Below are 12408 nucleotides of genomic sequence, written 5' to 3' on the forward strand. Positions count from 1 at the left end.
AAAATGAATTTCATTAAAGAAATACTTTATAAAAATATAGCCGGCTTACTGAGTTGTGCTATATTTTTTGCTTTAATATCCTGTGACGAAGACCTTACCAAGATCAACAAAAACAGAAATAATAATTTCCCGTCTCAGATTATCAATAATGCCAATATTGTCCAGCGGGATTCTGGGATGATAAAACTGCGCGCCACTGCTCCACTCATTGAAAAATTCGAATATATCGACTCGCCATATATTGTTGCCAGAAAGGGGATTAATATTCTTTTTTATGATAAAAAGAAACCGGATGTTCCTGGAAAAATCTCGGCAAAATATGCAAAGTTCAATGAAAAAAAGAAGTTTTACGAAGCCAAAGGAAATGTAAAAATCATCAGCAATGAAAATCAAATGTTTGCCATGCAATCGGTTTATTGGGATCAGGTAAAAAAGATTATTTATACAACAGACACGGTGTATGTCACCGATAAAGATGGTTCTACTTTGGTCGGCGCCAATGGAATGAAAGCAAAAGATGATTTCTCTGAATATACTTTTTACAATAACTCCGGCGACATCAACGCTCAAAAAATTCCTGAGAAATCAAGATAAGCAGATTGATTGCGTTGTATCTTAAGATGGATTTTTTCACCAAAAATTCATACATTTAAATAAATTTTGATTCTATGAATTTCCATGCTTTGGGTTTAATGTCTGGCACCAGTCTCGATGGACTGGATGTTTGTTACGCCTCTTTCCAAAAAGATGAACTCGGCAAATGGAATTTTCAGATTCTGCGCGCCGTCACTTTTCCCTATTCTGAAACTTGGGAAAAACGGCTTAGAAATGCCATTCATTTATCCGCAGAAGAAATCTTCTCACTCAATTCTGAGTACGGATTTTATTTGGGTGAAAAGGTGAATGAATTCATTATTCAATACGCAATAAAAAATATAGATTTCATCGCTTCGCACGGACATACCGTTTTTCATCAGCCAGAGAAAAAATTCACAGTTCAGATCGGAGATGGCCGTGCTATAAAATTCCTGACCAATATTCCGGTGATTTACGATTTTCGCAGTCAGGATGTTTTGATGGGCGGAAACGGCGCACCGTTAGTTCCCATCGGCGATGAACTGCTTTTTCCGGAATACAGCGCGTGTCTGAATCTCGGTGGCTTTTCGAATATTTCATTTAAAGAAAATGGAAAAAGAATTGCTTTTGATATTTGTCCGGTCAATATTGTGCTGAATCATTTCTCTAAAAAATTAGGAAAAGACTATGATGAAAATGGCGATTTTGCAAGAAACGGAAATGTAAATCCGCAACTTTTGCAGTCCCTGAATTCCATAAAATATTATCAGAAAAGTCCACCGAAATCATTGGGAATGGAATGGGTTTCTCAGTATATTTTACCGGAATTTAAAGATGAAGATCCTTCGGTGATTTTAGCGACTTTTACAGAGCACGCCGCCATTCAGATTGCTGAAATATTCAATCGGTTTCAACTCGACAAAGTGTTATTTACTGGCGGCGGAACGTATAATTCCTTTTTAATTGAAAGAATTTTAAGTAAAACCAATACCGAAATTTGTACTCCCGATAAGGAAATCATCGATTTCAAAGAAGCCCTTATTTTCGCGTTCATGGGAGTTTTAAGAATAACTAATGAAGATAACATTCTTTCTTCAGCCACCGGAAGTTCGCGAAACCACTGTTCCGGACTTCTCGTTTAACCATTAAAATAAAAGATAGATGCAAGTAGATATTAGACCTTTAAAAATTGAAGATTACGACGAACTCAGAGAGACGATGCAAAAAGCATATCCAGCGATGTCCGAAAGTATCTGGTCAAAGACGAGTATTAAAAAGTTAATCAAAATCTTCCCCGACGGACAGATCTGTATTACTGTTGACAACAAGATTGCAGCGGTTTGTCTCTCCTTAATTGTACAGTACGAATTGTACGGTGATGATCATACTTATAAAGAAATTACCGGAAATTATACCTTCAACACCCATTCTGATACCGGAAATGTTTTATACGGTATCGAAATTTTTGTAGATCCGGAATTCAGAGAACTACGGCTGGCGCGAAGATTATACGATGCGAGAAAAGAACTTTGTGAAAAACTGAATTTGAAATCAATTATCGTGGGCGGCAGAATTCCGAATTATCATTTGTATAGTTCAGAACTTTCTCCGAGACAATATATCCAGCAGGTTCGAAAAAAAGAAATTTACGATCCGGTTTTAAGTTTTCAGTTGGCCAATAATTTCCTGCCGGTTCGCGTTTTGAAAAATTATTTACCGGAGGATATTCAATCCGCTGAAAATGCAGTTTTGCTGCAGTGGAATAATATTTATTACAGCAAGAAACCAAATACGATGCAGGATTCTGTAATTCGGTTGGGCTTGGTTCAATGGCAGATGCGGCATTTCAAAGACATCGATGCGTTTTTTGAACAGGTTGAATTTTTCGTGAATGTAATGGCGGATTATAAATCAGATTTCATCATGTTCCCCGAGTTTTTCAATACGCCTCTACTCGCTCCTTTCAATGATTTGAGCGAAAGAGACAGCATGTTTAAACTGGCTGAACTTACGGAAGAAATAAAAAATAAACTGTCACAATTAGCAATCGGTTACAACATCAATATCATTGGGGGAAGTATGCCGCTTGTAGAAAATGAGGAGTTATACAACATCAGTTATCTGCTGCACCGTGACGGAAAAATCGATGAACACCGAAAAGTGCATATCACGCCCAACGAGAAAAAATTCTACGGAATGAAAGGTGGAAATGAAATAAAAGTCATCGATACCGATTGTGGAAAAGTAGGTCTGGTCATTTGTTATGATGTTGAATTTCCTGAATTACCAAGAATTCTGGCCGATCAGGGAATGAAAATTCTGTTTGTTCCTTACCTTACCGATACTCAAAATGCTTATATGCGCGTGCGTAACTGTGCGTCTGCGAGGGCGATCGAAAACGAATGTTATGTTGCGATCGCAGGATGTGTCGGAAATTTACCGGGAGTAAACAATATGGATATTCAGTATGGGCAGGCCGCTGTTTTTACGCCGTCTGATTTTGCCTTTCCCTCCAACGCGATTAAAGGAGAAGCGACACCGAATACCGAAATGACCTTAATCGTAGATGTTGATCTGAATTTGCTGAAAGAACTGCATCATTACGGCGCGGTACGAACGATGACCGACCGCCGGAAAGATTTATACGACACTATTTCCTATAATACCGATTCGGAAGCGGAATAAATAAAAATCCCGAGACTTTTTAGTTTCGGGATTTTAGTTTTTTTAAAATAGAAGTCAATTCTCTTTACAAACTAATGCACTTACAAAATCATCAAAATATTGACAGGTTCTAAGTGAAATAATGTTTTTGATCAGGAATTAAAATTTCCTTTAGATAAATATACCACTTTTTTAGTTTCAAAAAATTCACCTTCAAAATGATCTTTGAGTTGAAATAATTCTGCTTTTAACCCTGCAAGTTCTTCTCCTAAATCGCCACCTTTGAGATAAAGAACACCATTATGTTTTGGATTAAACTGCTCTTTTAAAAATTTACCTTTTAACCAACGCAGAAAAACCGGCATTTGAGTAACCGCTCTACTGACTACAAAATGAAACTGATCTTTCACCTCTTCAGCCCTTCCGTGGATTGCGGTTATATTTTTCAACCCAATTCCTTCCGAAACTTCCTTCACAACGGTAATCTTTTTACCAATAGAATCCACCAAAGTAAACTGAGCTTCTGGAAATAAAATCGCCAGCGGAATTCCAGGAAAACCACCGCCGGTACCGATATCCAGAACTTTTGTATTCGGTGCAAACTCCATTATTTTAGCAATTCCCAAAGAATGCAGAATATGTTTTTCGTAGAGTGAATCCATATCTTTCCTGGAAATGACGTTGATTTTTTCATTCCATTCCCGGTATAACCGTTCAAGATCAGCGAATTGTGTTTTTTGATTTTCGGAAAGATCAGGAAAATATTTTTCTATTAATTCTACAGACATTTTTCAGTATTTTTTTTTTACAAAAGTAAAGAAAGGATTTCACAATAATTTGGTTTGCGCTTTCAAACTAAAAAATTATCTTTGATTCTTTTAAAATTAAATATGGAAAAATTCTCAAACCGGCTGAACCGAATGAGTTTCTCACAGACCTTTGTAATGAGCAACAAAGTGCGGCAAATGAAAGCAGAAGGAATCGATGTGATCAGTCTAACGCTTGGCGAACCCGATTTCGATGTACCAAAAAATATTAAAGAAGCTGCTTTTGCGGCGATTAATAATAATTTCAGCCACTACTCGCCTGTTCCGGGATTTCTGGATTTAAGGGAGGCCATTTGCGCAAAGTTAAAAAGAGATAATAATTTAGAATACAACGCTTCGCAGATTTGTGTGTCAAATGGGGCCAAACAAGCGATTATAAACGTACTTGCTTCCATCATCAACGATGGCGACGAAGTTATTCTGCCCGCACCGTACTGGGTAAGCTACGATGAAATGGTGAAAATGATGGGTGGAAAATCTGTTTTCGTGGAAACGTCGATCGACACCGAGTTTAAAATGACCGCGGAACAACTCGAAAAAGCAATTACACCAAACACAAAAGCCCTGCTTTACAGTTCTCCGTGCAATCCATCGGGAAGTTATTATACGTATGAAGAACTTGAAAGTATTGCAAATGTTATTGCAAAATACCCTCAAATAACGATTATCTCTGATGAGATTTATGAGTTTATCAATTATGAAGGAAAGCATACTTCGATTGCAGAATTTCAGCAGGTTTATGAGCAAACAGCCGTAATCAACGGGATGTCGAAAGCATTTGCGATGACGGGTTGGCGAATTGGCTATTCTGCCTGTCCGACCTGGTTGGCAAAAGCCTGTGAGAAAATTCAGGGACAAATGACAAGCGGCGCCAATACCATGGCTCAAAAAGCGTCCATCACAGCATTGCAAACCGATCCGGCTGAATATCGTTTTATGATTGAAGAATTTAAAAAACGACGGGACTTGGTTTTTTCATTAATAAAAAATATTCCCGGTTTCAAAGTAAATTATCCGAAAGCAGCATTTTACTTTTTCCCTGATATTTCTTTTTACATCGGTAAAACTTTAAATGGAACTCTGATTAAAGATGCCGATGATTTCGCGATGTTCCTATTAGAAAATGCCCATGTGGGAACGGTCGGCGGCGTTTCTTTTGGTAATCCTAACTGTATCCGTTTTTCCTACGCTGCGTCTGAAAAAGAACTCACAGAAGCGATGAGGCGAATTCACGAATTTTTAGAAAAGGTTGAAATTAGCTAAAAAAGATATCCCATAAAAAAACCGGTTTGAAAATTTCAAACCGGTTTTCTTTATTGTGAGAAAGAATTAAAATTTAATAATATCTTTCATTTTCTCGTTTTCTTCGTTGACCAAATCGTCGTCCACCAGGATTTTTCCTGAATGCTCGTCGATAATGATTTTTTTACGTTGAGCAATTTCCATTTGCTTTTGTGGAGGCAATGTGAAGAATGATCCTTTCGGCGCACCTCTTTCTAAACCTACTACTGCTAAACCGGTTGGTGAATTCGTACGGATTCTGTGGTAAGAAGCCAATAATCTTTCATCAATATTTTTAGCGAATTCGTTTGATTTTTCAATCAGGAAATCTTCTTCTTTCTGAGTTTCAGAAACTAAATTCTCGAGTTCTTCTTTTTTGAATTTCAAGTGATTTTTCAAATCAGCTATTTTCGAATTTAACTCGTCTAAAGTTTCATTCTTATGGCTTATTTTTACACTAAATTCATTGATTCTTTTTTCTGAAAGTTGAATTTCCAATTCCTGAAATTCAATTTCTTTATCCAAAGATTCGAATTCTTTGTTATTTCTTACGTTATCTTGCTGAGATTTATATTTATCAATCAAAGTTTTTGCGTGACTGATCACTTCATTCTTTGTATTGATTTCATCGTTTTGAAGTTTAATCTCACTTTGAAATTTCTCAGCTCTTTTTTCTAAACCTTCGATTTCAATTTCTAAATCTTCCACTTCAATTGGCAATTCGCCTCTTGTGCTACGGATTTCGTCTAATCTTGAATCGATGATTTGTAGGTCGTAAAGTGCTCTTAGTTTGTCTTCAACGGCGATTTCTACTGTTTTTTTAGCCATATTTTATAAAAAATAGTTTACAGGGTTGGTTTTCTCGGTAGATTTTGAGACTGCAAAGATAGTGAATTTTTGTGATAATATATCAACCAAATGCTCAGTAACAAATTGTTCGGATTCAAAATGACCGATGTCGCAAGTCAACATTTTCCCGTCTCCCTGGAAATAATCATGATATTTTAGGTCGCCCGTTAAATAGGCGTCACATTTTTGGGAAATTGCCGCACCGATTCCGCTCGCGCCGCTACCGCCTAAAACGCCGACTCTCTTGATTTTTTTGTTGATGAAATCAGAATGGCGAATTGCTTTTAAATTAAATTTATCTTTAACAAAAGTCAGGAATTGTTCTTCGTCCATCGCTTCTTCAAACTCACCAAATCTCCCTAAACCCAAAAAATGGTTTTCATTTTCTAACTGAATAATTTGATAAGCCACCTCTTCATAAGGATGCGCAGATTTCATCGCATTAATAATTTGATTTTTTTTATAACTTTCATAAATTACCGAAATCATCACTTCATCCGCATTTTCGCGAATCCCAATTTTTCCGGAGAATGGGTCTGCCCCTTCTATTGGCCTGAAAGTTCCGCTGCCAGAAACTGCAAAACTGCATTCATCGTAAAAGCCGATATTTCCAGCACCTGCGCCAAATAAGGCATTTTTAATTTTTTCTGAAAAATCTTGAGGTACAAAAACATTCAGCTGATGAAGACCTTGCTTTTTCGGCATTAATACTTTTTGATTTTTAAGACCTAGTTCTTCACAAATTCTGTAATTCACGCCAAAGTAATCATTATCAAAGGCGGTATGAATTGCATAAATGGCGATTTTATTTTCGAGAGCTTTCAGCACTGCTTTTTCAACATAATTTTTGCCGGTGACTGATTTTAAACCTGAAAAAATAATCGGATGAAAGGCAACGATGAAGTTGATATTCTTAGCAATGGCTTCATCGACGACAATTTCCAGCGCATCATGACACACTAAAATTCCTGAAACCTCTCTGTCAGGATTTCCACAAAGCAAGCCCACATTGTCATAATCTTCCGCCTGGGATAAGGGAATTATTTTTTTTAGGTCGCAAACCAATTCATTTACTGTCATTTTCTTATGTTTGCAACGAATTTAAGAATTAAATCTGTAATAATACCGCCAATAGCAATGGAAAGAGAACATAATTATATGCCCGAGCGAATCCGCTGGAAACGTAAACTGTTCCGGATTATTTTCAAAGCTGACACTAAGCTGGGTAAACTTTTTGATATTTTTTTATTGGTCTTAATCCTTCTCAGCACTTTCATTGTTATGATGGAAAGCGTCCGGATTTTCGATGCAAAACTCCACAAGGTATTTGTAATCGTAGAAGTTATTATTACCATTTTTTTCACTGTGGAATATGCATTGAGAATAATTACCATTAAAAACAAGAAAGATTACATTTTCAGTTTTTTTGGGATTATTGATTTTCTGGCGATTTTACCTTTTTATCTTAGTTTATTTATTCCGATTACCAAATATTTTCTGATTATTAGAATGCTGAGAATGCTTAGGATTTTTAGAATATTGAATTTAATGGATTTTATGAATGACGGTTACTTCATCATTACCGCGTTAAAAAACAGTTCCAGAAAGATCTACATATTCCTTTTATTCCTGATGATCTTTTCTGTAATCGTAGGTTCTATGATGTTCATGGTTGAAGGCCACAGAGAAGGTTTTGAAAGTATCCCGCAAAGCGTTTACTGGGCGGTTGTAACGGTGACTACGGTGGGCTATGGAGATGTCTCGCCAGGCACTCCACTGGGAAAATTTCTGTCGGTATTATTGATGCTAGCCGGTTATTCCATTATTGCTGTTCCCACCGGAATTGTTACTGCAGAAATGCGGAATAAGCGTCAGGAACTTGGCAGAACCTGTAGCCGTTGCGGAAATAATGACATCGATGATGATGCAAGATTTTGTAAAATTTGCGGCGAGAAAGTCGTATAACAAAAAGGTGCATTGTAACAATGCACCTTCTCTTTTTTTCATTCATTTGGTTTTTTTTAACTCATCTTTTTATTTTCGGGAGGAAAACAAAAATCATCATTTGTGTTTGCGGATAGTTAGTAGTTTTTACCCTATTTTTAAAGACTAAGTATTATTAAACCTTTAAAAAAATCTTCACATTAAAGTAAATTTATTGTTGACTACTTTTCCGCTATTTACGGTGCGTTAAAATAATGAGATAATAAATTTTTGTCTAATGTTTCTTATTTTTCTTGTACAAATATAAGGCAATGTATTTCCCATTTACTAAGTTAAAACACCCTTTTTTTATAATACAATCTAGTTAAACTCTAATGATTATTTAAACATCCTTTTATAATCATCATGCAAATATTCAATCTAAGGTTCGTAAAGATTCCGTTTACAAACGCCCTATTTTTCATTCTTTTTTAATTTGTTAAAGATATTTCACTTAGAAATTTCACAAAGTTCATTGGTGATTACTCCTCATTGATATACCGTAATAATCATCTTATTGTTGTTTAATTTTATCTGGCCTCTCACAACTGCGGTATAAAAAAAGCACCTCAATTTCTTGAAGTGCTTTGTTGGATTAAAATCCATTGAAATAAAATTCAACCTGTTTGTTTCAGTTTATTTTGTTAAAGTGGTGTTCACTTTTACCAACTGTACATCAAAGATTAACCAGGCATTTGGTGGGATAACACCTCCCGCGCCATTGGCTCCATACCCAAGTTCTGATGGAATAAGCAGGGTTGCAGATTCTCCTTCTTTCAATAAAAGAATTCCTTCGTCCCAACCTTTGATTACCTGACCGATACCAATAGTAATTTCAATCGGCTCATTTCTTTTAAATGAAGAGTCGAATTCTTTTCCATCAACTAATTTACCGGCATAATGCACAGAAACAACATCACCAACATTAGCTTTTTTGCCTTCAGTTGTTTGGGTTATTTTATAGTACAATCCGGAAGGAGTTGCCTGCATCGTTGCTTTTAAATCATCAACTAATTTTTGCTGATTGGCTGCAAACTCTTCGGCTTTCTTTTTTTTGTCAGCTTCTATTTTTTCAAGGATGGCTTTATTATTCTCTTTGATTTTTGCTTTTCCTTCAGAAAATATTTTGGCAGCATCATAATTTTTGTACTCATCCCCTTTAGAGAAAATCGCAACTTTTTCTAAAACCACATCAGTTTTAGGTTTATCCTGCGGGCCTTTTTCCACATTGGCAATCGTGTCAATAACTTCAATACCATTCACAACTTCACCAAAAACCGTATGCTTTCCGTCTAACCAAGGGGTAGCAATTTCTGTGATGAAAAACTGGGAACCATTGGTATTTGGTCCTGAATTGGCCATGGAAAGAATTCCTTTTCCGGTGTGCTGAAGGTCATTTTTTTCGTCATCGAATTTATAACCCGGATCGCCCATTCCTGTTCCTTTCGGATCACCTCCCTGAATCATAAAATCTTTGATTACTCTGTGGAAAATAGTTCCGTCATAGAAAGGAACTCCTTTCGCTTTTGCAGTATTATCGATTTTTCCTTCAGCTAATCCAACAAAATTCGCAACGGTAACCGGTGCTTTTTTATCTTCCAGTTTCACGATCATATTTCCTTTTGAAGTTTGGAAATTGGCATAAAGTCCTTCTTTCAGACCTGCGTAAGTTTCTTTGTCTACGTTCATTTTTTTATAAATTGGGGTGCAACTTGTTAACGAAATCGCTGCTATCGCGATTAATAAATTCTTTTTTATCATAAATAGCAATATGTTAGAGTACTTTTAATTTAATGATTAAAGGCATATCATTTGAAATCTGGTCATTATCGCCATAGGTCCCAAAACCTAGTGCCGAAGGGATCAAAAGGGTAACTTCCTGATTTTTTTGCATGTATCTCAATGCATCTTCCACTGGTTTTAATTCTTCAAAATGACCAAAAATTTTATTTTTATTTTGAACAGGAGTTTCATATAATTTCACCAAATCGAAATCGTAAATATCATATTGATAAGAAATCATTTCGCCATTCTCTTTTCGCTTCTGATGCGCGAGATTTTTATCATTCACCCAATAGTTCATGGTCATCGGATAAAACACTTCATCTTGATTTTTAATCCAATCCTCAATTTGAGTTCTTTCTATCAGATTCAGATTTTTGGTCCTGTTTTTAGAAATATCTAAATCTTTCTGACTTAAAATTCCACCAACAGGAGGATATGCAGGTGCATGCTTTACACAACCGATTAAGATCAAAGAACAAAGTACGATTATTTTTTTCATAAAAACTTTTGCGAAAATAAGCATTTCGAATTAGACTAAAAAATGAAAAAACCGGAAAAAAAATATTCCCGGTCTTTAATTGCCGTTTTTAATAAAACACTAAAAATTTTTAGATGCTTTTTTCGACTAAAACTCTCCATCCAAAAGGATCTTCGGCAACATTTGTTTGAAGATCAACTAAATCTTTTTGCAGCGTTAAGGCAAAACTTTCTTCTAAAGGTAATTGTGGCAGTTCTAATTTTTCACCCTGGTATCCAATCGCTTTGAAAACAGTGGTTACAACAGCGGTACCGACTCCCCAAATTTCTTTTAAAGTGCCATTTTTGTGCGCTTCTATTACAGATTTTACAGAAATAGGTTCTACTTTTAATTCAATACCTCTTTTATTTGCCAATTGAATAAAACTGTCTCTGGTAACGCCATCCAAGATTTTCTCGGAAGTTGGTGGCGTATAAATCGTGTCATTAATTCTAACGAAAACGTTCATCGTTCCACTTTCCTCAAAGTATTCGTGGGTAGAATCATCCGTCCAAATGATTTGCTCATATCCTTCTTCATTGGCTAACTGCGTTGGGTAAAAAGATGCGGCGTAATTACCGGCAGCTTTGGCAAAGCCTACTCCACCGTTTGCAGCTCTTGAATAATAATCGGAAATTTTCACTGAAACAGGTGCTGAATAATAACTTTTTGCAGGAGTAGCTACAATTGCAAACATATATTTATTAGATATTCTGGCTTTTAAAGCTTCCTCTGTAGCGAAAATAAGGGGACGGATATACAGAGAATTTCCTTCACCATAAGGAATCCAGTCCCGATCTAAATCAACCAGTGCTTTTAATCCTTCTAAAAAAACCTCTGCCGGGATTTCCGGCATCGCAAGACGACTTGCAGATTTATTGATTCTGGAAAAATTCTTTTCCGGTCTGAAAATAAAAACCTGGCTGTCTTTATCCTTATAAGCTTTCATTCCTTCAAAACATGCCTGCCCATAATTAACCCCCATCATTGCAGGAGTAAAAGGAAGCGGTCCGTAAGGCATCAATTTCACTTCTCCCCATTTTCCGTCTTCATATTCACAGATAACCATGTGATCGGTAAACATGTTTCCAAAAGAAAAATTCTCTGGATCAAATTCGGATATTCTCGGAGCAGTAGATTTTTGAATTATCATATTTTAATTTTTTGTTGATGTTCTACAAATTTAATATAATTTTTTAAATATCAAAATTTTAAATTAATTTTGAAAAAAAATTCATGGAACGAGAAATAAAAACGACTTCAGATGGAAGCAAAACATTATATATCAACGACTTAAACGAAAATTACCATTCACACCATGGTGCGCTGCAGGAAGCCCAACATGTGTTTATCGATAATGGATTAAATTTAATTAAAAATTGTAATATTAATATTTTAGAACTCGGTTTTGGTACAGGTCTTAATGTTTTAGTTACAATTGATGAGTTTTTGAAAACTGACAAAAGTCATGTTATTCATTATTTTACCCTTGAAAAATATCCCATAAATGAACGGGAAGTTAACGAATTGGATTATGGATCTATTTTTCATAAAACAGAAATGCAGGAAATTTACCAAAGGATACACGCCAGTAATTGGAACGAAACCGTTGAAATCCTTCCTCAATTTTTCTTAACCAAATATCATTGTGATTTTTTTGAAATTAAAAATCTGGATTTTCCTGAAATTGATCTTGTTTATTTTGATTGCTTTGGAGCAAGAGTTCAACCCGATTTATGGGAAAAACCGCTTTTTGAAATGGTTGCAAATACGATGAAACCGGGCGGATTACTTACCACCTATTCTTCTAAAGGCAGTGTCCGTCGTATTTTGGAGGAACTCGGTTTTAATGTAGAAAAAAAAGCCGGACCTCCCGGAAAACGGGAAATGATCAACGCTGTTAAGAATTAAGGATGAATGAAAAAT

General features: G+C 35.8%; 12 protein-coding genes. 6 read left to right on the forward strand and 6 right to left on the reverse strand.

Annotated elements, in window-relative coordinates:
• Positions 1-3: 3 nt before the first annotated feature.
• The 3 genes from lptC (at position 4) to NBC122_RS12080 (ending at position 3261) form a co-directional block, all read left to right on the forward strand.
• A complete protein-coding gene (gene lptC / locus NBC122_RS12070; RefSeq protein WP_133440615.1) occupies positions 4-594 on the forward strand; it encodes an LPS export ABC transporter periplasmic protein LptC in 591 nt (196 codons plus the stop codon).
• Positions 595-668: 74 nt separating this feature from the next.
• A complete protein-coding gene (locus tag NBC122_RS12075) occupies positions 669-1718 on the forward strand; it encodes an anhydro-N-acetylmuramic acid kinase (protein ID WP_133440616.1) in 1050 nt (349 codons plus the stop codon).
• 19 nt (positions 1719-1737) lie between these two features.
• Positions 1738-3261: a carbon-nitrogen hydrolase family protein gene (locus tag NBC122_RS12080; RefSeq protein WP_133440617.1), complete on the forward strand. Its 1524-nt coding sequence runs from the start codon at positions 1738-1740 to the stop codon at positions 3259-3261.
• A 131-nt stretch (positions 3262-3392) separates the two neighbouring features.
• Here NBC122_RS12080 and rsmG read toward each other — a convergent pair whose 3' ends face one another.
• Positions 3393-4028 (reverse strand): 16S rRNA (guanine(527)-N(7))-methyltransferase RsmG, encoded by a 636-nt coding sequence (gene rsmG, locus NBC122_RS12085; RefSeq protein ID WP_133440618.1) that lies wholly within the window; start codon positions 4026-4028, stop codon positions 3393-3395.
• A 102-nt stretch (positions 4029-4130) separates the two neighbouring features.
• Here rsmG and NBC122_RS12090 point away from each other — a divergent pair, with 102 nt between their 5' ends.
• Positions 4131-5330 (forward strand): pyridoxal phosphate-dependent aminotransferase, encoded by a 1200-nt coding sequence (locus NBC122_RS12090; RefSeq protein WP_133440619.1) that lies wholly within the window; start codon positions 4131-4133, stop codon positions 5328-5330.
• Positions 5331-5396: 66 nt separating this feature from the next.
• Here the strand turns inward: NBC122_RS12090 and NBC122_RS12095 are convergent, their stop codons facing one another.
• Together NBC122_RS12095 and NBC122_RS12100 are read right to left on the reverse strand one after the other, a co-directional pair.
• Complete coding sequence (locus NBC122_RS12095) at positions 5397-6176, reverse strand: zinc ribbon domain-containing protein (RefSeq protein ID WP_133440620.1); 780 nt, start codon at positions 6174-6176, stop codon at positions 5397-5399.
• A 3-nt stretch (positions 6177-6179) separates the two neighbouring features.
• Positions 6180-7277: a Nif3-like dinuclear metal center hexameric protein gene (locus tag NBC122_RS12100; RefSeq protein ID WP_133440621.1), complete on the reverse strand. Its 1098-nt coding sequence runs from the start codon at positions 7275-7277 to the stop codon at positions 6180-6182.
• 57 nt (positions 7278-7334) lie between these two features.
• On the opposite strand from NBC122_RS12100, the gene NBC122_RS12105 reads away from it, so the two are divergent.
• Positions 7335-8162 (forward strand): ion transporter, encoded by an 828-nt coding sequence (locus NBC122_RS12105; protein ID WP_165983219.1) that lies wholly within the window; start codon positions 7335-7337, stop codon positions 8160-8162.
• Positions 8163-8816: 654 nt separating this feature from the next.
• Here the strand turns inward: NBC122_RS12105 and NBC122_RS12110 are convergent.
• The 3 genes from NBC122_RS12110 to NBC122_RS12120 form a co-directional block, all read right to left on the reverse strand.
• Positions 8817-9869: a peptidylprolyl isomerase gene (locus NBC122_RS12110; RefSeq protein ID WP_246012364.1), complete on the reverse strand. Its 1053-nt coding sequence runs from the start codon at positions 9867-9869 to the stop codon at positions 8817-8819.
• 85 nt (positions 9870-9954) lie between these two features.
• The gene (locus NBC122_RS12115; protein WP_133440623.1) at positions 9955-10464 is read right to left on the reverse strand and encodes an FKBP-type peptidyl-prolyl cis-trans isomerase; all 510 of its coding nucleotides are present in this window, start codon (positions 10462-10464) and stop codon (positions 9955-9957) included.
• 109 nt (positions 10465-10573) lie between these two features.
• Positions 10574-11635, reverse strand: coding sequence for a branched-chain amino acid aminotransferase (locus tag NBC122_RS12120; protein ID WP_133440624.1), 1062 nt, complete (start codon positions 11633-11635; stop codon positions 10574-10576).
• An 83-nt stretch (positions 11636-11718) separates the two neighbouring features.
• On the opposite strand from NBC122_RS12120, the gene mnmD reads away from it, so the two are divergent.
• Complete coding sequence (gene mnmD / locus NBC122_RS12125; RefSeq protein ID WP_133440625.1) at positions 11719-12393, forward strand: tRNA (5-methylaminomethyl-2-thiouridine)(34)-methyltransferase MnmD; 675 nt, start codon at positions 11719-11721, stop codon at positions 12391-12393.
• Positions 12394-12408 lie beyond the last annotated feature (15 nt).

It is taken from the genome of Chryseobacterium salivictor (genome assembly GCF_004359195.1).
Taxonomy (GTDB): domain Bacteria; phylum Bacteroidota; class Bacteroidia; order Flavobacteriales; family Weeksellaceae; genus Kaistella; species Kaistella salivictor.

Bases quoted from the DNA above. Each gene is read 5' to 3' on its own strand.
- NBC122_RS12090 (WP_133440619.1), top strand. From the start codon at position 4,131: ATGGAAAAATTCTCAAACCGGCTGAACCGAATGAGTTTCTCACAGACC.
- NBC122_RS12075 (WP_133440616.1), top strand. From the start codon at position 669: ATGAATTTCCATGCTTTGGGTTTAATGTCTGGCACCAGTCTCGATGGA.
- lptC (WP_133440615.1), top strand. From the start codon at position 4: ATGAATTTCATTAAAGAAATACTTTATAAAAATATAGCCGGCTTACTG.
- NBC122_RS12105 (WP_165983219.1), top strand. From the start codon at position 7,335: ATGGAAAGAGAACATAATTATATGCCCGAGCGAATCCGCTGGAAACGT.
- NBC122_RS12095 (WP_133440620.1), bottom strand. From the start codon at position 6,176: ATGGCTAAAAAAACAGTAGAAATCGCCGTTGAAGACAAACTAAGAGCA.
- NBC122_RS12080 (WP_133440617.1), top strand. From the start codon at position 1,738: ATGCAAGTAGATATTAGACCTTTAAAAATTGAAGATTACGACGAACTC.
- NBC122_RS12110 (WP_246012364.1), bottom strand. From the start codon at position 9,869: ATGAACGTAGACAAAGAAACTTACGCAGGTCTGAAAGAAGGACTTTAT.
- mnmD (WP_133440625.1), top strand. From the start codon at position 11,719: ATGGAACGAGAAATAAAAACGACTTCAGATGGAAGCAAAACATTATAT.
- NBC122_RS12120 (WP_133440624.1), bottom strand. From the start codon at position 11,635: ATGATAATTCAAAAATCTACTGCTCCGAGAATATCCGAATTTGATCCA.
- NBC122_RS12100 (WP_133440621.1), bottom strand. From the start codon at position 7,277: ATGACAGTAAATGAATTGGTTTGCGACCTAAAAAAAATAATTCCCTTA.
- rsmG (WP_133440618.1), bottom strand. From the start codon at position 4,028: ATGTCTGTAGAATTAATAGAAAAATATTTTCCTGATCTTTCCGAAAAT.
- NBC122_RS12115 (WP_133440623.1), bottom strand. From the start codon at position 10,464: ATGAAAAAAATAATCGTACTTTGTTCTTTGATCTTAATCGGTTGTGTA.